The following is a 22534-nucleotide window of genomic DNA, read 5'->3' on the forward strand; positions in this document are numbered from 1 at the left end:
AGAAGTACGAAAAATGAATAAATTACAAATGATTAAAAAACGGTAACAAGAGCTTTTTTGGACAGTTGAAAACTACAGTTGAAAACTTTTGAAAATGTTGAAAACTATGTTGAAAATGTTTAAAACTCATGCTATAACAGCAATTTGGTGTTGAAAATTATAAAGTTTTCAACAATCGTCCGTTTTTTTACCCTTGTCTGTAACCAAAATGTAATCAAATCATTACATTGTGATATCCAAAAAAACGTACTTGAAAGAGTTGAAAATGTACAGAATATTATTTGATTTGTAATCATTATGTAACGTGGTTTACTTTATCTCGCAAAGTAAGTGAATTTTATATTCTAACGCATAAATAATAAAAATCATTCCTGTTTTGGTGAAAACCGCTATTGACATCGTGCCATAGACAGTGTATACTATTAGTAAATCATATTTACATAACAGTACATGACAAATGTCAATTGACAGTTGGAACGTGGTGTGCTATACTTGATTTATTCACAAAAAATACAATGATACAGATAAAGAAAGGAATGGGGAAACGATGGAAACCGTTTTACAGGTCAAAGGGCTTTCAAAGCAGTACAAAAAAGGCATTTACGCCTCCCATAACGTCACTTTTGACGTTGGAAAGGGCGAGATATTTGCGCTGATAGGTCCAAACGGTGCAGGAAAGACCACGACCATAAGAATGATATCAACACTTTTGCAGGCAACAGAGGGCGACGCTATCGTGGCAGGTCATAGTATTCTCACTGAACCTGATATGGTAAGAAAAAGCATTACATACCTCCCTGACGAGGCTGGTGCGTATAAGACCATGACAGGCAGAGAATATCTGGAGTTCATGGCTTCTATCTATGCCGACAACGGAGAACAGGCTTACGAATTTGTTAAGCGTGGCTGTGAGATATGCGAGCTTGGTGACAGGCTTAATGATAAAATATCAAATTATTCCCGTGGTATGGCAAGAAAGCTTCTCCTTGCAAGGGCGATAATGCCGCTCCCTGCACTGGCTATCCTTGACGAGCCGACTTCGGGACTTGATATCATAAACGCCCTTGAAATAAGAAGAATGATAAGAAAGCTTGCTTCTGAGGGCATGAGCTTTCTGCTTTCTTCTCACAATATGCTTGAAATAGAGTATGTTTCAGACAGAGTGGGTATAATTGCAAAGGGCGAGTTGCTGGAAGTCGGCAAGCCTGCGGAGCTTATTGAAAAATATGGCGCTCAGAACCTTGAAGAAGTCTTTGAAAGGGTGGTGCTTGACCGTGAAGTTTTATAGTCTTTTCCGCAAGGAATTAAAGGAAATGCTCAGCCTGCAAACTATTATAACAATGATAGTCACAGTAGTGGTGCTTGTTATGGCAGGTCAGGCAATGTCAGGGGCAATAAGCGACAGTGCCGAAAAGGCCTCCGACCTTACTATCTGCGACCTTGACAAAACAGAGTTCACAGAAAACGTTTTAAACTCTCTGAAAGCTACTGCAAAGGCTGGTGACGGTAAGATAACAGTTGTAGATATAAAGTCTGATGACTATGCCGCAGAGCTTAAAAGGCTCGATCAGGACAGCGTTGTGATAATACCAAAAGGCTTTACAGAGCAGGTAAAACAGCATAAAAAGGCAGACGTTGGATATGTTCAGAGAATGACCTCTCTTGCAACCATGTCAAATATAAACACAGGCTCAGACACTGCCCTTGCAGTTATACAGCAGGCAGTAAAATCAACTATCTATCAGGATAAGCTTTCAAGCGGCGCAATGACAGAGGACGAAATGAATCAGCTTGAAGACCCTGTACTGCTTTCTGAAACAACGGTTGTTGGCGACAAGGCAGATAAAGTGAGCAGTTCTGTAGTGATGTCCCTTTGTTCCGCACAAAGCATGGTAGTGCCTATAATAATGTTCGTTCTTATAATGTTCTCGGCTCAGATGATACTTAGCGCGATCTCTACCGAGAAAATAGACAAGACCCTTGAAACGCTTCTTTCCGCACCTGTTTCAAGACTTTCAGTCCTTGCGTCAAAAATGCTTGCCGCAGGTGTTGTTGCGGCTTTGCAGGCTGTGGTCTATATGTTCGGCATGAGCAAAATGACAGGCGGTCTTACTGAGGGCATGGGAGATACCTCAGCATATGAATCTGCAATGGAAAACCTTGGTCTTACTATGAGCATTGGACAGTATGCTCTTGTGGGAATACAGATGTTTGTGTCTATCCTTATCTCATTGTCACTCTCAATGGTATTAGGAGCACTTGCAAAAGACGCAAAATCTGCCCAGACAATTCTTTTGCCTATAACCTTCTCCGCAATGATACCATATCTTCTTGCAATGGTAGTTGATATCAGAACGCTTTCACCTGTTATAAAGTATATCGTCTATGCTATACCGTTCACCCATACCTTTATGGCAAGCGAGAACGTAATGTTTGGCAACTACAGCCTTTATGCAGGGGGACTTATCTATCAGATAGTACTTCTTGTAGTGTGCATGACTGTCGCACTGAAAATCTTCATGAGCGACAAGATATTCACAATGTCAATAGGCGGAAAGCAGAGAACAAGAAAGTCATTTGCTTTTAATAAGAAATAATATCACATAAAAGCTTATAATTACGCCACTTATATGTAGGGGAGCGACTCAATTTCTGTTTAACAGAAATACGACATTCCACCATATAGGTTTTATCGCAAAACAAAAAAACCGCTGCGGATCTTTCTCCGTGGCGGTTTTGCTTTGTGCTATTTAATTTTCTGAAGTTTTAAGCCCAGTGTTCTCGTCAACAATGCCGTTATCCTGCGTGATATTGAAAATGCACCATTTTCCGCTGCATTTTCCAACGTAGATGTAAAGCTTTGCGTCCTCACTGCCCTTTGAGCCTTTGAAAGTCACGTTCGTTACTATCTCATAAGCCTCTGAAACATTCGGTGCAGAGCCGTAAAAGCTTTTGTATTCGCTCAGGTCATATTCAGATTCTTTAAGCTTTGTTTCTCTGCCGAAAGATACGTCGATAGTGTAATCAGAACCATAGCTTTCAATGAAATCACCGTAAAGGACTTCTTTCATAACCTGCTCTTTGCCATATCCGCCTTCGGTTCGCTGCTGTTCGTATTCGTTCTTCATCTCTTTCGGAAAGCACTCCACGAATGAGTCGAAATCGCTTGTCTGTATGGACTTGAAGTATTTTTCTATTACCTCTGTCTTTGTGGAGCTGAAAATAACTCCGCTTTTGTATAGCACAGCCACGATAACGCCTATAACAACTACCGCCACAATGGCAAGGGTCTTTTTGCCTGCGTTGGGATCATAGTGACGCTTTATCTCAGTGTCCTCTTTTTTCTCCTTTTCCCACTCGGCGTAAAGCTCTTTTTCCTCCTCGGTCCTGAAACGTTCAGGCTTTGTGGGCTTTTTGTATTTGTCGGCGGCGTGGGTCTTTAAGTTTGGGTCGCCATAGCCGCACTTGTCGCAGTGATCTCCCTCATAATAGTTTCCACATGATTTGCAAAGTTTTGACATTTTTGTACCTCGTGTCTGTGTTTGTAGATGTATGGTATGAGCATAAAAGCATATTGGGCGAACACTGTCCGCTCTACAGTTTTACTTCTGCTTGTAGTCTTTGAGGAAATCTCTCATTTCATTCATGGAGTATTCAAGATCCTCAAGCTTAGGAAGATAAACTATCCTGAAATGGTCAGGCTGTTCCCAGTGGAAGCCGCCGCCATGAACAAGAAGTATCTTCTTCTCACGGAGAAAATCAAGCACGAACTGCTCGTCATTTGTGATGTTGAAACGCTTTGCGTCTATCTTAGGGAAAATATAGAATGCCGCCTTAGGCTTTACAGCCGACAGACCGTCAATGCTGTTAAGTGCGTTGTAGATATACTCTCTCTGATCGTAGATACGTCCCCCCGGCAGGAGCAGATCGTCAGTTTTTGTGTAATCACCAAGAGCATATTTGATTATATACTGGCTCGGTACATTTGAACAAAGCCTCATGCTTGAAAGCATATTAAGACCCTCTATGTAGCCTTTTACTCTGCTCTTATCACCGCTAAGGGTCATCCAGCCTACACGGAAGCCTGCGATACGATGTGACTTTGAAAGTCCGTTAAGAGTGATGCAGAAAACGTCAGGGCAAAGTGAAGCGATAGAAGTATGCTCAACGCCGTCCATAAGAAGTCTGTCATATATCTCGTCTGAGAATATGATAAGCTCATGACGTCTTGCCATGTCTGCTATCTTTTCAAGTATCTCTTTTGGATATACCGCACCTGTCGGGTTGTTAGGGTTGATGATAACGATAGCCTTTGTCTTGTCTGTTATCTTCTTTTCCATGTCCTCAAGGTCAGGATACCATTCGGAGCTTTCATCACAAATATAGTGAACGGCAGTACCGCCTGCAAGAGTAACGGAAGCTGTCCACAGCGGATAGTCAGGGGCAGGAACAAGCACCTCGTCACCGTTGTTGAGAAGACCCTGCATTACCATTGTGATAAGCTCGGAAACACCGTTTCCGGTGTAGATATCGTTAAGACTTTCAACAGGTATGCCCTTAAAGTGTGCATAATCATAAATAGCCTGTCTTGCTTCTGTTATACCTTTTGAATCGGAATAGCCCTGAGCGTTTCTCAGATTGTCTGTCATTGCCTGTATTATCTCGTCAGGGGCATTGAATGCGAACGGAGCAGGGTTTCCGATATTGAGCTTGAATATCTTCTCTCCCTTTGCTATCATTTCATTTGCTTCGTCCATAACAGGACCTCTTATATCATAACACACGTTATCAAGCTTGCTTGATTTTGAAAAAGTTCTCATTTTATAAAGCTTCCTTTCGCTTTTTGGTTTTCTTTTTATCTTTACTCTTTGTAAGCTCAAAGCTTCTGAGGGTAAGATCTTCTATCTCCTCTGTTGGCACGTCGCTGTCGAGATACAATGTTATCCAGTGGACCTTGTTCATGTGATAAGCTTCCGTCACGCCCTTGTAGATATCCCTGTAAAACAGCACTTCTTCGGGTTTTAGCTTTAAGTTTACTATCCACCTGTCATTGTGGAGCATCAAAAGCCCGAACCACTTTTTCGTGTCCCAGTGGCGCAGTGCAGTGGACTGAAAGTCCTCGTTGAAAGGCTGGTCATATGTCGCACCTGCAATAGAGCCGCAAAAGTCAATATATTCTTCTTTTGTCATAAAATCACCGACCTTTGCAAAATAAAGAAGTGTACTCGTTTAAGGCAAAATCGTCAGGTGGTCTTTGTGCGGTGTTGCCTTAATAGTATACCTTATTATAATAACACTGCTTTGACCCTCTGTCAAGAAGAAAGTCAAGAAAAAAGCTGTCCCGATCTCTCGGAACAGCCTTTTCCCTGAAGTAAAAGAATATGAAAAATATGAAGAAAGCTTTGTTATTTAGAAACCATAGCCGTAATTATAGCCGCCAAGACCATTGCCATAGTTTCCATAGTAATCGTTGTAGTCGTCGTTGTTATTGTTATTATTATTGTTATTGTTGTTCTGGTCATTGTCATTTGACTCAGAAGTGTCCTCTGTGGACTCGCCGAGAACAACGTCAACATTTATCATTTTCTTGTTTCTGTATATAGTAAGCTGAACAGTGTCGCCGACTTTGCACTTGTTCTTTATCTCATTCAGCTCGCTGATGTTTGATATAACAGTTCCGTTTATGCCTATAACGATATCATTTTCCTGAATACCAGCCTTTTCAGAGCCGCTTCCCTTAGTAACGCTCTTTACAAGGAATCCCTGTGGGATACCATAGTATGATGAATATGCGCTTGTGATGTCTGTGCCTGAAATTCCAAGGCTAGGTCTGCCTGTAACGTAACCGTTCTTCATAAGGTCCTCAACAATAGGGAGCGCCTCGTCGATAGGGATAGCAAACCCAAGTCCCTCGCCCACAGATGATGATACCTTTGCAGAGGTGATGCCTATTACCTGACCATATGCGTTGATGAGTGGTCCACCTGAGTTACCGCTGTTGATAGAAGCGTCTGTCTGGATAAGATTCATTGTCCTGTCCTCAACAGTGAGCGTTCTGTCTGTTGCGGAGATTATACCTGCTGTTACAGAGTTTGCAAGTGAGAAGCCAAGTGGGTTGCCTATTACGATAGAAGCTTCACCTACCTGAAGATCTGCAGATGTGCCGAACTCAGCGGCTGTAAGTCCCTTTGCGTCTATCTTCAAAACTGCGATATCAGTCTGAGTGTCTTTGCCTACAAGGGTAGCTGTGTATGTGAGGTTGTCCTCATCGTCATCAGAGCTGCTGTCAGAGCTTGATTTGCTGTCATCTGATTTGCTTGAAGTATCGTTGTAGCTGTCAGGAAGCACAACTGAAATAGACTGAGCACCGTCAACAACGTGTGCGTTGGTTACGATGTAGCCGTCCTCGCTCATTACGATACCTGAACCTGTTGCAGTGCCGTTTGAAAGGATACAGGAGATGCCTACAACAGAAGGTGAGACCTTCTTTACTATCTCAGGGATAGTCAGTGCGTCGGACGGAGTTGAGAGCTGCTGGATAGTTGGCAGATTTGAACGGTCAACAGTGTTTTTTGCACTGTTTGATGAGCTGTCGTCCTTTGAAACAACGGTGCCGTTGTTTGAAGAGCCTACAGCGTTCTTTCCTGTAACAAGATTGTAGCCTACAATGGAAGTAGTTCCGATAGCTGCAACGCAAAGCACTGCAATAATGCCTGAAAGCACCTTCTTGCCCTTTGACTTTTTCTTATTAGGATTGTATGTGAACTCATTCACGCTGCCTGCCTGAGCCTGATATTGATTATATCCGTTTTGCTGTGTATAGCTATTCTCAAAATTGCTATTATTGTTATCATTGAAGTTGTTGTTTTTGTATTCATTCATGATGAAAACCTCCTGGTATGTCAGCGGCGTGAGCCGTGGTAGTCAATTTTAACCGCCCCTTGTGGGGCTTTCTTGTTTCGTTATCTAATATTATACTTGTTTATGTGAAAACTGTATGATAAATAGGACAATGTTTAATGTTTTTTACGGGAATATTGCGTCATATTGCAGGCTTATTTCTTTCACATTTGGCTTTTTTATAGGTTCAAATTGCACAAATGCCTTTTTGTATAGTTTTTTTTGCCTCCTTTTACATAATGTTAAGAACAGTTTTGCTTTTGCATATTTTAAATAAATATATCAAATGTTTTTTGTGCATATCAGTAGAAATTTTTCGGATTTTATTCTTCAAAATGTAAAATTATTATTAATTGAAAGCTAAAATCTTGACGGCTACAGAGTTTTCAACCTTTTTTGACAAGATTTATTGCGAAATGCACAAAAAATGATTTTATAGTTTGTTTAAGGTGACTAAATCCTCCGCAAGCCTCGTTTTTATGTTATCTTAAACGTTTAACATCCTTGACAAAATACAGAGAAATTGATATAATTAAGATTAGCTGAATGAACCCATTTTGGCATTTTACATAAAATTGTGGGCTGATTTGCATAATTTATTGCCCGAAATTTGAACATATTGTACAAGAAATACAATATGTTGTGGTCGTTGTGTGCTTCTGACACGATATGTGAATAATGCACAAATATTTTAACCTTTGTTTGAGTATATTACATAGGTCAAAATGACCAATGCAGTGGATGAGATTAGGGCGAAGATTCTGTTTGATGTGATAAAGGAGCCATGCGGCATGGACACTATACTTTCAACTGAAGATCTGTGCCGTGACTTTAAGATCGGCGACGGAAGCGTTGTGAATGCGCTGAAAAATATCAACATTGAAATAGAAAAGGGCAAGCTGACGATCCTTAGAGGACGTTCAGGAAGCGGTAAGACTACTCTTATCAATATTCTTGGAGCGCTTGACAAGCCAACAAAGGGCAAGGTCATGTTTGGCGGACGGGATATTACAAGGCTTTCTGAAAGAGCCAGAGATGATATACGACGGTATAAAATGGCGTTCGTGTTCCAATCTGTGGCACTCATGTCGGGAATGACCGCTTATGAAAACGTTGACTTTGGTCTAAGACTTGCGAAATATCCATATGAAGAAAGGGATAAGCGCACAAGGGAATGTCTGCGAAGCGTGGGACTTGAAAAGCGAATGTTCCACCGACCGGGGGAAATGTCCGGTGGTGAACAGCAGCGAGTTGCTATAGCAAGAGCTATCGCACATAAGCCTGACATAATTTTTGCGGACGAGCCTACTGCCGAGCTTGATACGGCAACTGCGCTCCACGTTGTAAAGCTTTTCAAAGAGCTGGTGGCGAGAGATGAGATGACTATCATAATGACCACTCACGACCCCAGCATGATAGATATAGCTGATAAGGTTTATACATTAGAGGACGGTGAGATAGTTGAGTGATGAACTTGATACTATTGTAGCTGCCGACAATGATAAATATATGATACGGTGTGAAAATCTGGTGAAGATCTACAAAACTTCTGATGTTGAGGTGGTGGCGCTCCAAGGACTTGACCTGGATGTCGAGCGTGGAGAACTTATGGCAATCGTCGGAAACTCAGGAAGTGGTAAATCGACGCTGCTCAATATGCTTGGAGGACTTGATAAGCCTTCGGCGGGAAACCTTTATGTGGACGGTAAGGACCTTCTGAAGTTTACTGATAAGGATTATATGGAGTATAAAAGGAACACCGTAGGCTTTGTGTGGCAGAATAATGCAAGAAATCTTGTGCCGTATCTTACGGCTGTGCAGAATGTTGAGCTCCCTATGCTGCTCAACGGCGAGCATAAAAGACGGCAGAAAGCACTGGAGCTGCTTGACAGAGTGGGACTGCTGAAAAGGAAAAACAGCAGGCTCGACCAGATGTCGGGAGGCGAACAGCAAAGAGTTGCAATAGCTATTGCATTAGCAAACGATCCGAGATTACTGTTGGCTGATGAACCTACAGGCTCGGTGGATACAAAGACTTCCAATATGATACTTGATATATTCAAGGAGCTTAATAAAGATGAGAAGATCACTATAGTGATCGTTACCCATGACCTTAAGCTTGCCGATCATATCGACAGAGTGGTGGCTATCAGAGATGGAAGAACAAGCTCTGAGATCGTAAGAAAGCGTTCTTATGTGGAGGAGCTTAATGAAATGGGAGATATCGTGCTGGTTGAGAACAGCGAGGAAACGGCTCATGAAGAGCTTATCGTCCTCGACAGATCTGGTCGGCTGCAGCTCCCGAAGGACTTTATGGACGCTCTTGAGATAAAAGGCGGCGATAAGGTCAAGGTCGAACTTGATGAGAACGGCGAAAAGCTTGTGCTGTTCAGATCGGGGGGGACGTAAGCTTTATTTTCTTTATTTCCCGTGGGGGATCACATAATGAAGAGGTTCTATACTATTTATATTAGAATGTAATTAAGTAGGCTTGATTCTCGCAAAACCAAAAGCAATTTATTTAGAAAGGTGGATTCATAGTGAAAGACACAATGTTTAGGCGTGTTATTGCTTCCGCATTGGCACTTGCTCTGTGTGCAAGCGCATCGGTTCCAGCATTTGCAGACAGTGAAGCGGCGGACGACAGCACTCTAGGCACGCAGGCAACTGCTGATGATTCTGCAACAGGCGACGGAAGCTCCGCTGCCACGACGGGTACCGATTCGATCCGTCAGACTTCTTATACTAACTATGTAAAGAAGTATACCGACGCTGCAAGACCTGATAAGACAGTCGAGGTCTTGGGAAAGGATTACGATCCTGCTTCAGTAACAGACGCTCAGATCACTGTAACTACAGTAGATGGAGAGAATGATGTTATGCAGTGGGCAAATCAGGAGGGTTCAGTTTCTTGGACGGTGAACATTCCTGAAACAGGCGTCTACAATATCAAGATGATATATGAGGCACTTGAAAGCAACACAAACGACGTTGAGTTTTCGTTGCTTATCGACGGCGAAAGCCCATATGCAACAGCGTCAAGAATCACGCTGAGCAAGAGATGGATCAACGAATTTGAGATCAAACAGGATTCAAGACAGAACGATATCCGTCCTGGACAGATATCGACTCCATGCTGGCAGGAAACTCCTCTGGAGGACATCGACGGACTGTTTAACGAGCCGCTGGAGTTCTATATGGAGGCAGGCGAACATACGATAACATTTGAATCTGAAAAGGCTGAGTTTGCTGTCAAGAGCTTTACTTTCTATCAGTATGAAGCACCTGCTGCTTACACAGCACCATCAGACAGCGATCTGACACAGGCTCAGGGACAGAAGATCACTCTTGAGGGTGAAACTGCTGCCTACAAGTCATCAAGAACTCTTTATCCTACAGCAGATAAGAGCTCTTATCTCACATCGAGCGCAAACGGCTCAAGCCCTACTAAAACAAGATATAATACTATCGGTTCAGGAAGCTGGACGCAGTCAACTCAGACAGTAACATGGGAGTTCAATGTTGACAAGGCTGGCTACTATAAAATAGGTATAAGAGGCAGACAGGATCAGATGAGAGGTATGTACTCCAACAGACGTCTTTATGTCAATGGCGAAGTACCTTGCCTTGAAGCTAATCAGATAAAGTTCTACTACGATACAGACTGGAGCATCACAACGCCAAAGTCTGAAAATGGCGACGATCTTTATTTCTACCTCCAGGCAGGCACAAACACTATTTCTCTGGAAGCAGTTCCTGGTGAGATCGGTGAGATCATGGGCAATCTGGATGAGCTTGTTTATAACATAAACAGCTACTATAGACAGATCAGACAGATCACAGGTCCTGATCCTGATGAATACAACAACTATATGATCGACACAGCCATCCCTTCTATCGTTCCTGATTTCAAGGAATATGCTAAGACATTGAGAGATAAGAAGGCTGAGATCGAGAAGCTTTCAGGTTCAGGCGGAACTGAGGCTGAAACTCTTGAGAAAATGGCTATCGTTCTTGATAAGTGTATAAAGAAGCCTGACCTTATCCCTGAGATGATGTCACAGATCAAGGATAACATCACATCGGTTTCTTCTTTCGTAAACCAGTATCGTGAGCAGCCTCTTGAGGTCGATATGATCGAAGTAGCTACTTCCGATCAGGATTTCACTTCATGTGACAAGTCATTCTTTGGCTCACTTGGCTTCGGCTTCAAGGGCTTTATCGGTTCATTCTTTGAGGACTACAACGCACTGTCCGATGAGGACGAAAGCGCTATGGAGTGCTGGGTAATGCTCGGTCGTGATAACGCTGAGGCTCTCCAGCAGCTCATTTCAAGTGAATACAATCCAACAGCTAAAACAAAGATCAATCTTAAGCTCGTTCAGGGTGGTATCGTTGAGGCTACATTTGCAGGCAAGGGTCCTGACCTCGCTCTCTTCATGGGCGGCGACTTCCCTATCCAGCTTGCAGCCCGTGGCGTTCTTACAGATCTCACCACATTCAGCGACTTTGACGAGGTAAAGACACGTTTTGCAGACGACGCTACTGTTCTTTATCAGTACAACGGCGGTACATACGGTCTTCCATGTGACCAGACCTTCCCAATGCTGTTCTATCGTTCTGATATCCTCAGCGAGTACGGTATCGACCCAGCAACAGATCTTAACACCTGGGACGGACTTCTTAACTGTCTGCCAACACTTCAGAGAAACTACCTTGAAGTTGGTCTTATCCTCCCTGTAATGACAAGCACAGGCGGAACAACTCAGGTATCTGCTATCACAGAGCCTGGTAACACATTCGCTATGCTCCTTCTCCAGCAGGGTCTTAACTACTACAACGAAGAGCAGACAAAGACAACATTCGATACTCAGGAGGCTGTAAACGCTTTCGATACTTGGACAAAGTTCTATACAACATACAGCTTCCAGCAGACATATGACGCATTCACACGTTTCAGAACAGGTGATATGCCGGTAGTTATCCAGAACTACACATTCTATAACCAGCTTTCTGTAGCCGCTCCTGAGATCAAGGGCTGCTGGGGATTCCAGCCAGTTCCTGGTACTGTTCAGGAAGACGGAACTATCAACCACGCAGCAAACTCCAATGGTTCAGGTGCTATTATCTTCACAAAGGCAGCAGATCAGGAGGGCGCTTGGGACTTCATCAAGTGGTTCACCTCAACTGACGCTCAGGTCAAGTACGGTAACAACATCGAGTCTATCCTTGGTACAATGGGTAGATATGCAACAGCTAACGAAGAAGCTCTTCAGCAGTTGTCTTGGACAACTTCAGAAGTAAATCTTCTTCTTGACCAGCTTAATTCACAGGTAGAGATCCCGATCATTCCTGCATCTTACGGTGTAACAAGAAACGTTATGAACGCATTCAGAGCTGTAGTTAATGACTACGACAACGCTCGTGATACACTGTTCTGGTACAATAAGGATATCAATGACGAGATCACTCGTAAGCTTGAAGATCTTGGTCTGTACGACAATTAATGAAAGGGGAGTAACTAATGGCCAAAACCAATCCTGAAGCGCCTATGATAAAACAGGGCAAGTGGAAGTACACATGGCACATGATGAAAACCAACAAGGCTTGCTATGCAATGCTCCTGCCTTTCATGTCTTTGTTCATTATCTTCACGGTAGTGCCTGTCGTAATGTCGCTGCCAATGGGCTTTACAAACTTTAACATGATCGAAACTCCTAAGTTCGTAGGACTTTCAAACTTCTATACGCTGTTCCTTAACGACGACGTATTCCTTATCGCAGTAAGAAACACTCTTATCTTTGCGATATTCACAGGACCGTTCTCTTATATCCTCAGCTTTATCATTGCTTGGCTGATAAACGAGATGAACGCATTCCTCAAAACCTTCTTCACATTCGTGTTCTATGCACCTTCTATGACAACTTCCGTATATGTTACCTGGCAGCTTATCCTGTCAGGTGACTCCTACGGTTACCTGAACGCTGTGCTTATCGATCTGGGTATCCTGAACGAACCTGCACAGTGGCTCACAGATACAAACTATATCCTTACAGTTGTTATCATCGTTCAGCTTTGGATGTCAATGGGTGCAGGCTTCCTTGCTATCCGTGCAGGCTTCCAGAACATTGATAAGTCAATGTACGAAGCAGGTGCTATCGAGGGTATCAAGAACAGATGGCAGGAGCTTTTCTACATCACTATCCCTTCAATGGGACCACAGCTTCTGTTCGCTGCCGTTATCCAGATCTCAGCATCATTCACAGTCGGTGTTGTTGGTCAGAACCTCGTAGGTCTGCCTTCAACAGACTATGCAGCTCACACGATCATGAACCACGCAACAGACTATGGTAACATTCGTTACGAAATGGGTTATGCGTCAGCAATATGTTTCGTATTGTTCGCTGCAATGCTCCTTGCCAATAAGGGTATCAACTGGCTCTTAGGCAAGTATCTTGACTAAAGGAGGGGAGTATATAAAATGGCTAGAAAAAGAAAAAAGCAGCAGTCTATTGAAAAGCTGAAGGTCAAAGAGAAAAAGGCGAGAGTCAATGGTTCTCTTGGCGGAGATATAGTTATTTTCGTATTCCTCTGTCTCCTTGGTGCATTCATGGTGTTCCCGCTGTATTACTCAGTTATCCAGTCTATGAAGCCTGTTGAGGAGCTGTTCGTGTTCCCTCCAAAGCTTTATGTACTGAATCCGACTACCAACAACTTCTCAGATATGTTCAAGGTAGCCGCAAGCTCATGGCAGGTACCGCTGTCAAGATATATCTTCAACAGCTTCTTTATTACAATAGTAATTTGTATCTGCAACCTTTTCGTTTGCTGCTGCGCAGCATTCGTTCTTGCAAAGTGTAAATTCCCAGGAAACAAGGTCATTAACCAGATCATCGTTATTGCCCTCCTGTTCTCCTCAAATGCAACATGGATCATGCAGTTCCTCGTAATGGCTAAGCTCCATATGATCGATACATACTGGGCATTGATCCTCCCAAGCATTTCAACATCAATGGGTCTTTACCTCATGCGTCAGAGCATGACAACCATCCACGACTCCATGGTGGAAGCGGCTAAGGTGGACGGCGCAGGTCTGTTCAGGATCTGTTGGCAGATCGTCGTTCCAAACTCAAAGCCAGCTTTGATGACACTTATCATCTTCGCTTTCCAGGGAGCATGGAACATTCAGGGCGGAGCACTTATCTACTCCGAGCAGCTCAAAACACTACCTACAGTTGTACAGCAGATCACAGCAGCAGGTCTTGCTCGTCAGGGCGTTACATTTGCCGCAGCAGTTGTACTTCTGATACCACCACTGATCGTATTCCTTGTAGCTCAGGGCAACGTCATGGAAACAATGGCTAACTCAGGTATGAAGGATTAATTTGAACTTAGATTATAGAAAAGGAAAAAAGGTGATAAGTAGTGTCGAGAAATAAAATCTCTCTAAAACGAATGATCTCTGCGGCACTTGCAGCAGGTCTGGCGCTGACCATGACCGTGACTGCTTTCGCAGATGAGCCTTATACAGCCTATAACTACGACTATTGGGACGATGCGATCCCATCGCAGAGTGCCTACCGTGTAGAAAAGACTGTAACAGGTGCAGATATGGGTCTTGACAGGCTTTCAGATCCGAGCGACCCGCTTTATATAAGCGATGACGCTCCTGCAAAGCTCTCAGATGCAAAAGACCTCTTTTACGATCAGGACAACGATACTTTCTGGGTGTGCGATTCAGGCAACAACAGAATACTCCGTCTTGATACTGATCTTAAGGTAACAGGCTGTTATACCGGATTCACAGGCTCTACAGAAATATCTGTAGGCGAGGACGGAAAATCGACCTTCCTTAATCCTAACGGCATATATGTCAAAAAGAGCATCTTTGATGATAAGCTTTATGTTTACATCGCAGATACAGACAATTCAAGGGCTGTTAAGTGTACTGTTGAGTCAGGCACAGAAATGACTCTGGTGCAGGAATACACAAAGCCTGACACAAAGCTTTATGATTCCGAAACATTCAACCCTTCAAAGATACTTGCAGATAAGGCAGAGAATATCTACGTTGTTTGTAAGTCAGTAAACACAGGTTCTGTTCAGTTCAATAAGGACGGTGAGTTCCAGGGCTTCTACGGTGCTAACCGTGTTGAGGTAACAGCTGCCGTTATCGCTCAGAAGCTGTGGAGAAAGATCGCTTCAAACGAGCAGATCTCAGCAATGACAAGAAACGTTCCGGTCGAGTATGCAAACTTCGATATCGACGCAGACGGATTTATCTACACTGTTACTGAGGCTGCAAATACTACGACCGACGCTGTTAAGAAGCTTAACCCAGCTGGTTATAACATCTGGGATAACGCAGTCGGTGATGAGTATTCATTTGGTGACGTTGCTTCAGAGTATGATTCAACAACAAATAAAACTTATAAGTGCAGACTTACAGATATCTGCGTTTCTGACAACGGAACAATAAATGTTCTTGACTATGAAAACGGCAGAGTGTTCCAGTATGATAAGCTCTGTAATCTTCTTTGCATCTTTGGTACAAAGAACTCCACTTCTGATCAGGCAGGAAGCTTCCTTGGACCAAACGCTATCGAGGCAAGAGGCAACGAGGTCTATATCCTTGACGGAACAAAGAACGATATCACAGTTTATACTGAAACAACTTTCGGTAATGTCGTTCACAGAGCAGTTCTCCTCTATGACGAGGGTAGATACTCAGACGCAAGAGCTGACTGGGAAGAAGTTATAAAGAGAGACGGCGGCTATGCAATGGCTTATGTCGGACTTGGTAAGGCTTGCCTTAACGACGGCGAGTATATGAAGGCTCTTGATTACTTCAAAACAGCTTACGATCAGGACGATTACGATAAGGCATTCAAATATGCAAGAGAAGAATGGCTCAGAGATAACTTCACAGTTATAATGATAGTTATTATCGTTTTGATCGTCCTGCTCATCGTAAAAGCAGTTCTCAAGAAAAAGGGCATAAAGCTCATCAAGCGCAAAAAGAAGGAGGGAAACTGATATGTATGAATTTACTCCGGTAGGTTGGCTCAAGCATTGTGTTTTCCACCCTGTTGAAGGTTTTGAGGACCTGAGATGGAAGAAACAAGGCTCAATGAAAATATCGATGCTCATAGTTCTCTTCCTCTTTATTGCAATGGTCGTTGACAGACAGCTCACAGGCTTCCAGTTCAATGACAGCTACGTTAAAGTATTCAACGTTGTTCCGCTTATCGTTCAGTCTGTAGTTTACTTCTTCACTTGGGTACTCGGCAACTGGGCAATATGCACACTTCTCGACGGTGAAGGTACGCTTAAAAAGATCTGCATCTATTCTGCATATTCTCTTGTTCCTTACATCGTTTGCACATTTATCGCAGTGATCTTCTCAAACGTTCTGGTACAGGACGAGTCGATCTGGATCACAGCAATCCAGTATCTTGGCATCGGCTGGTCTGTTATCCTTATGGTGCAGGCAATGAGAGCCGTTCACCAGTATTCATTCGGAAAAACACTTGCTTCAATTATTGGTACGATCATCGCAATGCTTCTTATATTGTTCCTTGCGATACTTCTCCTTTCATTGTTCCAGCAGGTATATGTATTCGGTTACTCAGTTTATACTGAGATCATGTACAGGATCAGAGGCTAAAACAGAAACGGTGGTGTAAATAATAAATGCATAACAAAAGTTACAAGAAAGCAGTTGTCTTTGCTATCTGCCTTACAATGCTGATGCCTCTGGGGTCAATGGTGGTTTCTTCCACTGACGAGAGTTCAAGCCAGGCTGATTCAAGCGCCGCAGTAAAGGATACTGACAGCAGTGTCGATTCAGCGGCTGATGATACAAGCTCAGCTGACGCTTCCGACGCAGCAGCTACTGCCGATGAAAGCAGCGATAAAGCTGCTGAAGACTCAGCAGCCGATGAGAAAACAACTACTACAGCAAGCAAGGACGACGAGGTTCAGCCTATAACTGACGAAGAAGCTCTTGCAATGTGCGAAAAGATAACAGAGAACGACAAGATAGCTCTTTATCTTGACGAAGAAAACGAAAGACTTTGTCTTTATGTAAAGGCTTCAGGTAAGTATTGGTGGACTTCGCCTATAAATGTTCAGGCTGACCAGACAATTATCGACACGGTTAAGGGCACAGCAATGAAAAATGCCCAGAGAAAGCAGATCGCTGCAAGTGCCGCTATCAGAGTCGGTGACCTTAGACAGGAAAAGAGAACAGAGTCCCCTGCTCCGGTTTACTCCAACAAGGCAAAGGTAAAATGGCAGAAAAATTCAGACGGCGTTGTTGCTACATATAACTACGTTTCTGATGGTGTGAAGCTCAAGATACACTATGTTCTTGAGGACGATAACCTCTATGTTTACTGCGATTCAGATGAGATCGAGGAGAAAAACACTTCTCAGGTAGACGGAAAGGTGCTTACAAAGATCGAGTTCTGCCCTAACTTCGGCGCTGCTGATTCAACTGCGACAGGCTATATGATAGTTCCTGACGGAAGCGGTGCTGTAATAAACTACAACAACGGCAAGACCGAGTACGCTGACTATAATCAGCAGGTATTCGGCAGAGATTATACAGCCGTTCCAATAACAGCTCCAAGAACCACTCAGCAGGCTTATATGCCGGTCCTTGCAACGGTAAGCGGTTCATCCGGACTTGTTTGCGTTGCTTCTGACGGTGAGTCAAACGTTTATGCTCACGCTCAGGTATGCGGACAGGAAAAGCAGGCTTACAACACTTGTTACTTCGAGTTTGAAACAAGAAGCTCAGACTCATTCTTCATGAGCGGTGATAACTCAAACAAGATCACAGTGTTCGAGAAGAACGGAATAAAGACCGAGAGATTTGGAGTTCGTTATTATCCTGTTGATTCAGACAACGGCGAGGATCTTAACTACGCCGACTGCGCTGAGGTCTACAGAAACTACCTTATCAATAATAGGGGTCTTACAGCTAAGACTCAGGCAAATAAGAGCGATCTTTACGTTGACCTTTATGGCGGCGTTATGAAGGATACTTCTATTCTCGGTATCCCATTCAATCTTAAAACAGAGATCACTGGCTTCGATCAGGCTTCCGATATACTTGATATCCTCAAGGACGGCGGAGTTGACAACATAACTGTCAACTATAACGACTGGACAAATGACTCTATCAAGAACAAGATATCCACAGAGGTATCTCCGTCCGGCAAGCTTGGTGGTTCAAGCGCATTTGATAAGCTTATCTCAAAGGACGATAATATGAAGATCGTTCCTTCAATGAACAACTTCAAGATGGACAGTGGTTCATGGGGATATATGACTCTTACAAGCACAGCTATCAGAGTTTCAAATGCTTATTCAAGACAGTCATCATACAGCCCGGCCTTCGGTGTTGCAGAAAAGGGAGTTTCACCTGCTCTGCTCACACCAAACAAGTACTCGAATGTGTTCACAGAAATGCTCGAGAGCTATACTGATGAAAAGCTCACTTCTATCGGCTTCGGTGATTATTCAACAAAGCTTGTTTCTGACTATTCAAAGAAGGATCCTTCAAGCAGAAGCAAGACCATGAATACTATCGTTGACGGCTATAAGAGTGCGAGCGAGAAGATCAGTACAGTATTCGCAGACGGTGCGAACTCTTACGTTCTCCCATATGTAACAAACGTTTCAAACGTTCCTGTTTACTCCAGTGGATTCAACGTAACAGATTTCGATATCCCGTTCTATCAGATGGTCATTCACGGATATGTTGACTACGCTTCAACACCTATCAATAAGAGCTCAAATTCAGATGAAACATTCCTGCTTTCACTGGCTTCAGGCTCGCAGATACACTATGATATGACATACGCTGACGCTGATACGCTTCAGGATACAGAATATGACGACCTGTATTATTCAAACTATGCAGGCTGGACGGATCTTGCGGCTAATCAGTACAAAAAGGTAAGCAGCATACTTTCAGGCGTTTCAGATTATACGATCACAAAGTATGAGCTGAGCGATGACAAGAACGTTCTTACCACAACTTATTCAAAGGACGGAGCTTCAGACGTTGTTATCAGTGTTGATAAGAAGAACGCAACAGCTACCGTAGGCACAGAGGTCTATGACCTTGCAGATTGTATAGAAGGAGGTTTGACAGAATAATGAGCGAAGAGATCAAAAACACTCCTGAAGAGATCGAGGCTGTTAAGGCTGAGGATCTTGAAGATACAGTCGAAAAGGAAAATGACGCTGAGGCTGTTACAGAAGATATTTCAACAGAGGAGATAATCGCAGAAGAGCCTGCCGCTGAGGCAGTCGCTCCTGCACCTGTGATGAAGGAAAAGAAGCACAGACTTTCTTATGAAAAAAGAAAAGGACTTTACGGCTACGGATTTATAGCGATCTGGGCGCTGGGTACTATCTACTTCTTTATCCTGCCTCTTATAGAATCTCTCATTTACTCATTCAACAAAACTGAGGTAACTCAGGGCGGAATGAAAATGTCCTTTATCGGTTGGAAAAACTATGTAAACGCTTTCCGTAAGGATCAGGATTATTCCAAGGCTCTGGTAGCAATGATCGAGAATACGGTTTTGAGAACTCCTCTTATCCTCATATTCTCTATCTTTATCGCAGTTATCCTTAATCAGAAATTCAAGGGAAGAACATTCGCAAGATCAGTATTCTTCCTCCCTGTTATCATCGCTACAGGTCCTGTTATCGACATCATCAACGGTAACATGAGCACAGGCGGATACGCAGGCGGATCTGAGCAGTTCAGCTCAATGTTCGAGGCTGACCTCGTTGACCAGCTGCTGAATTTCCTCGGTATCTACAACATCAGTGATAAGCTCACTGAGATAATAAACTCGCTGACCACCGACATCCTGAACCTTGTATGGAACTCAGGTATCCAGATACTTCTGGTGCTTTCAGCACTTCAGGGTATCCCGCTCTCAGCTAAGGAAGCAGCCCAGATCGAGGGTGCAACTTCATGGGAGTTCTTCTGGAAAGTCACAATTCCTTATATCAGCCCAATGATACTTTCAAGCGTGGTTTATACAATCGTTGACTCATTCGTCGATCCACAGAACGAAGTTATGACGATCGTTCTTAACAAGGCAAGCAACTGGGAGCATGGCTACTCAGCGGCAATGGCTTGGGCATACTTCCTTATCGTAGCAGTATTCCTTGCACTTGTCGTAGCACTTGTTAATAAGTTCGTTTACTATGAAGTAGAATAAGGGGGGATTTAAGTGGCAACTAAAAAAGAAGAAAAAGAGTTCGAAAAAGAACGAAAGGCTGCTATTAAAGCCCGTTATAAGAAGATGAAAGAGGAGGGTCTTGAGAAATATCTCACCCCTGAGCAGATCAGCTATAACAGAAGAAGAAGAGCGATCGGAATGGTTTGGCCGTTCTTCAGGTTCCTTATCCTGTTTGGTCTGTGCTTCGTAATCCTCTATCCACTGATATTCATGCTTTCAACTGCGTTCAGACCAAATGAGCAGATGAACGACCCATCAGTAGTTTGGATCCCTAAGAGCTTCACACTTGATAACATCAAGGACGTTTGGGGAGTAATGAAGTTTGAAGATACTGTTGTAAACACAGTTATCCTTAACCTCGTGGCCTCTGTCCTTCAGGTTATCACCTGCTCTATCACAGGCTACGGCTTCGCTAGATTTAAGTTCAAAGGTAAGGGAATCCTGTTCGGTATCGTTGTTCTTATGATCATCGTACCTCCACAGATCACAACTATCCCACTTTACCTCCAGTATGCTTACTTCAAGCCAGAGTGGCTCGCTAAGGTATTCACACTTGGCAAATCAACATCGCTTATCAACAGCGGTTGGACAATGTATCTTCCTGCATTGTTTGCAAACGGACTCCGTGCAGGTCTGTTTATCTTTATCTTCCGTCAGTTCTTCAGAGGACTTCCTAAGGAGCTTGAAGATGCTGCATACCTCGACGGCTGCAGCCCACTGAAAACATTCCTTGTTATCATGTGTCCTAACGCAAAGTCATCGTTCCTGACAGTATTCCTGTTCTCTATCGTTTGGTATTGGAACGACTACTATGTATCATCATCATTCTTCACACAGAACGACACTGTTGCTCTTATGCTGAAGAACCTGAATACAAACCTGACTCAGCAGCTCTTCGACGGTCAGGCGGTATCTGTAAGACAGATAATCGTATGGCTTGAAGCAGGTTGTCTGCTTTCTATCACACCTATCCTTATTATGTATGTATTTCTCCAGAGATACTTTATCGAGGGTGTTGAAAGATCAGGTCTTGCAAACTAATTTGCAAATAAGCTTATCAAGAGTCCTGCACTTCGGTGCGGGACTTTTTTTGCGTGAAGCCCTTTTTATGTTCATATATTTAAAACTTATTAAATTTGTACATATATAAAGCAACGCAATTGTGCATATTGCTTTGAAATGTCAGGTTAATTTAGTACAATCGTGTATAGAAAAAACATTTTTTTTTTGATATAATTACTTTGGGTATTATTGCCCATGGTAAGTTGTTTATAAAAATATTCAGTTAGGAGTCTGAACATGAATATAAAAGTTGATTTAAAAAAGCTTTTTGCTGCCGCAGTATCAGCGATAATGTGCCTCTCCGCAGGGGGTTGCTATCTGCTTCCTGACGAGGAGGAAGTCCTCGATGCACCGACCGTGAAGGCAAGCGATGTTACATATTCCACAGTGACGGCAAAGAAAAAGGACCTTGAAAAGAAGATAGTCGCAACGGGCACTGTCACAGCGGAAAATCAGTATACTCTTTCTTATGAAAAGCAGAGCGGCACAGTGTCAAAATTTTATGTAAAAGCAGGCGATAAGGTCAAAAAGGGTGATGTTATCTGTGACCTTGATACATATGACCTTGACTATCAGATAGAAGAAAAACAGCTTTATCTCGAAAAAGCAAAGCTTAAAGTTGATATAATTTATGAGGGCGGCGGCTCTCAGGCAGAGATAGACTCTGCTTATGTTGACGTTCAGCTCCTTGAAAAAGAACTTGAAAAGCTTCAGGCTCAGAAGGAGGATTCAAGCCTGAAATCACCTATAGACGGCGTTGTTTCGTCACTCTCTGACGTAAGAGCAGGCGACAACGTAAATCCGGGTCAGACTATCGCAACTGTTATAGACACTTCGGCTCTTTATATCGCAATACAGCCTGACGACCTCACCCAGTATGATATCGACACAGAAGTGCAGATAAGGATAGGCGAGGATTATTATGACGGTGTTGTTTTTATGACTCCTAAAAAGCTTGCGGATTATCAGGAAGAGCAGAAAGAGGATCATAACAATGTTGACGATACAGGTATAGATTATCAGGCGGACACTATCTATGTTCGTTTCAAAGATACCGCCCCTGCGGAAACAGTGGGTCAGCTTGCAGATACGATACTTGTCCTTGACAGCGTAAAGGACGCTATCGTTATCTCAAATAATCTGATAAAAAAGGTTGACGGCACAAAGGTAGTTTATGTGCTGAAAAACGGTGAAAAAACTGCCGTTGAAGTGGAAACAGGACTTTCTACAGGCTCTCAGACCGAGATAAGATCGGGTCTTAAAGAGGGCGACGAAATTGTTATCAGATAGGTTTGAAA

At 43.2% G+C, this 22534-nt stretch carries 17 protein-coding genes; 13 read left to right on the forward strand and 4 right to left on the reverse strand.

Annotation, left to right across the window (positions count from 1 at the left end; all coding sequences use genetic code 11):
- The first annotated feature begins 547 nt into the window (after window positions 1-547).
- Both AB5123_RS02510 and AB5123_RS02515 read left to right on the forward strand, forming a co-directional pair.
- Entirely contained in the window at window positions 548-1288 is a 741-nt protein-coding gene (locus tag AB5123_RS02510) for an ABC transporter ATP-binding protein (protein WP_022287226.1), read from the forward strand.
- Window positions 1275-2597: an ABC transporter permease gene (locus AB5123_RS02515; protein ID WP_265290334.1), complete on the forward strand. Its 1323-nt coding sequence runs from the start codon at window positions 1275-1277 to the stop codon at window positions 2595-2597. The genes AB5123_RS02510 and AB5123_RS02515 overlap by 14 nt, the downstream gene beginning before the upstream one ends.
- A 153-nt stretch (window positions 2598-2750) precedes the next feature.
- On the opposite strand, the gene AB5123_RS02520 is transcribed toward AB5123_RS02515, so the two are convergent.
- The 4 genes from AB5123_RS02520 to AB5123_RS02535 form a co-directional block, all read right to left on the reverse strand.
- A complete protein-coding gene (locus AB5123_RS02520) occupies window positions 2751-3521 on the reverse strand; it encodes a hypothetical protein (protein WP_330018868.1) in 771 nt (256 codons plus the stop codon).
- Window positions 3522-3602: 81 nt separating this feature from the next.
- Window positions 3603-4820, reverse strand: a complete 1218-nt coding sequence (locus tag AB5123_RS02525; RefSeq protein WP_022287229.1) for a pyridoxal phosphate-dependent aminotransferase — start codon at window positions 4818-4820, stop codon at window positions 3603-3605.
- Window position 4821: 1 nt separating this feature from the next.
- Complete coding sequence (locus AB5123_RS02530) at window positions 4822-5190, reverse strand: MmcQ/YjbR family DNA-binding protein (protein ID WP_337777377.1); 369 nt, start codon at window positions 5188-5190, stop codon at window positions 4822-4824.
- A 219-nt stretch (window positions 5191-5409) separates the two neighbouring features.
- Window positions 5410-6882 (reverse strand): trypsin-like peptidase domain-containing protein, encoded by a 1473-nt coding sequence (locus tag AB5123_RS02535; protein WP_337812073.1) that lies wholly within the window; start codon window positions 6880-6882, stop codon window positions 5410-5412.
- Between the two features lie 809 nt (window positions 6883-7691).
- On the opposite strand from AB5123_RS02535, the gene AB5123_RS02540 reads away from it, so the two are divergent.
- The 11 genes from AB5123_RS02540 to AB5123_RS02590 all read left to right on the forward strand — a co-directional run bounded on the left by AB5123_RS02540 (window position 7692) and on the right by AB5123_RS02590 (window position 22526).
- Complete coding sequence (locus AB5123_RS02540; protein ID WP_117896617.1) at window positions 7692-8369, forward strand: ABC transporter ATP-binding protein; 678 nt, start codon at window positions 7692-7694, stop codon at window positions 8367-8369.
- Complete coding sequence (locus AB5123_RS02545) at window positions 8362-9309, forward strand: ATP-binding cassette domain-containing protein (protein WP_022287233.1); 948 nt, start codon at window positions 8362-8364, stop codon at window positions 9307-9309. The genes AB5123_RS02540 and AB5123_RS02545 overlap by 8 nt, the downstream gene beginning before the upstream one ends.
- Window positions 9310-9440: 131 nt before the next feature.
- Entirely contained in the window at window positions 9441-12407 is a 2967-nt protein-coding gene (locus AB5123_RS02550) for an extracellular solute-binding protein (protein ID WP_368364495.1), read from the forward strand.
- Window positions 12408-12424: 17 nt separating this feature from the next.
- Entirely contained in the window at window positions 12425-13363 is a 939-nt protein-coding gene (locus AB5123_RS02555; protein ID WP_022287235.1) for a carbohydrate ABC transporter permease, read from the forward strand.
- Window positions 13364-13381: 18 nt separating this feature from the next.
- Window positions 13382-14284, forward strand: coding sequence for a carbohydrate ABC transporter permease (locus AB5123_RS02560; protein WP_022287236.1), 903 nt, complete (start codon window positions 13382-13384; stop codon window positions 14282-14284).
- A 41-nt stretch (window positions 14285-14325) separates the two neighbouring features.
- Window positions 14326-15936 (forward strand): tetratricopeptide repeat protein, encoded by a 1611-nt coding sequence (locus AB5123_RS02565; protein ID WP_368364496.1) that lies wholly within the window; start codon window positions 14326-14328, stop codon window positions 15934-15936.
- A gap of 1 nt (window position 15937) precedes the next feature.
- Window positions 15938-16567, forward strand: coding sequence for a Yip1 family protein (locus tag AB5123_RS02570; protein WP_022287238.1), 630 nt, complete (start codon window positions 15938-15940; stop codon window positions 16565-16567).
- A gap of 26 nt (window positions 16568-16593) precedes the next feature.
- Window positions 16594-19071, forward strand: a complete 2478-nt coding sequence (locus AB5123_RS02575; RefSeq protein WP_368364497.1) for a DUF5696 domain-containing protein — start codon at window positions 16594-16596, stop codon at window positions 19069-19071.
- Window positions 19071-20153 carry a carbohydrate ABC transporter permease gene (locus AB5123_RS02580; protein WP_267300786.1) on the forward strand — a complete coding sequence of 361 codons (1083 nt, stop codon included), beginning with the start codon at window positions 19071-19073 and terminating at the stop codon, window positions 20151-20153. Before AB5123_RS02575 ends, AB5123_RS02580 begins: the two co-directional genes overlap by 1 nt.
- A gap of 12 nt (window positions 20154-20165) precedes the next feature.
- Window positions 20166-21215 (forward strand): carbohydrate ABC transporter permease, encoded by a 1050-nt coding sequence (locus tag AB5123_RS02585; RefSeq protein ID WP_117856911.1) that lies wholly within the window; start codon window positions 20166-20168, stop codon window positions 21213-21215.
- A 258-nt stretch (window positions 21216-21473) separates the two neighbouring features.
- Entirely contained in the window at window positions 21474-22526 is a 1053-nt protein-coding gene (locus AB5123_RS02590) for an efflux RND transporter periplasmic adaptor subunit (RefSeq protein ID WP_302832791.1), read from the forward strand.
- The last annotated feature ends 8 nt before the right edge of the window (window positions 22527-22534 follow it).

Source organism: Ruminococcus sp. RTP21204st1_B2_RTP21204_210225 (genome assembly GCF_040914135.1).
GTDB lineage: Bacteria > Bacillota > Clostridia > Oscillospirales > Ruminococcaceae > Hominimerdicola > Hominimerdicola aceti.

Excerpts from the sequence above, each read along its gene's own strand:
- AB5123_RS02520 (WP_330018868.1), bottom strand. The coding sequence starts at position 3,521 with ATGTCAAAACTTTGCAAATCATGTGGAAACTATTATGAGGGAGATCAC.
- AB5123_RS02575 (WP_368364497.1), top strand. The coding sequence starts at position 16,594 with ATGCATAACAAAAGTTACAAGAAAGCAGTTGTCTTTGCTATCTGCCTT.
- AB5123_RS02580 (WP_267300786.1), top strand. The coding sequence starts at position 19,071 with ATGAGCGAAGAGATCAAAAACACTCCTGAAGAGATCGAGGCTGTTAAG.
- AB5123_RS02540 (WP_117896617.1), top strand. The coding sequence starts at position 7,692 with ATGGACACTATACTTTCAACTGAAGATCTGTGCCGTGACTTTAAGATC.
- AB5123_RS02560 (WP_022287236.1), top strand. The coding sequence starts at position 13,382 with ATGGCTAGAAAAAGAAAAAAGCAGCAGTCTATTGAAAAGCTGAAGGTC.
- AB5123_RS02555 (WP_022287235.1), top strand. The coding sequence starts at position 12,425 with ATGGCCAAAACCAATCCTGAAGCGCCTATGATAAAACAGGGCAAGTGG.
- AB5123_RS02535 (WP_337812073.1), bottom strand. The coding sequence starts at position 6,882 with ATGAATGAATACAAAAACAACAACTTCAATGATAACAATAATAGCAAT.
- AB5123_RS02530 (WP_337777377.1), bottom strand. The coding sequence starts at position 5,190 with ATGACAAAAGAAGAATATATTGACTTTTGCGGCTCTATTGCAGGTGCG.
- AB5123_RS02510 (WP_022287226.1), top strand. The coding sequence starts at position 548 with ATGGAAACCGTTTTACAGGTCAAAGGGCTTTCAAAGCAGTACAAAAAA.
- AB5123_RS02525 (WP_022287229.1), bottom strand. The coding sequence starts at position 4,820 with ATGAGAACTTTTTCAAAATCAAGCAAGCTTGATAACGTGTGTTATGAT.
- AB5123_RS02590 (WP_302832791.1), top strand. The coding sequence starts at position 21,474 with ATGAATATAAAAGTTGATTTAAAAAAGCTTTTTGCTGCCGCAGTATCA.
- AB5123_RS02570 (WP_022287238.1), top strand. The coding sequence starts at position 15,938 with ATGTATGAATTTACTCCGGTAGGTTGGCTCAAGCATTGTGTTTTCCAC.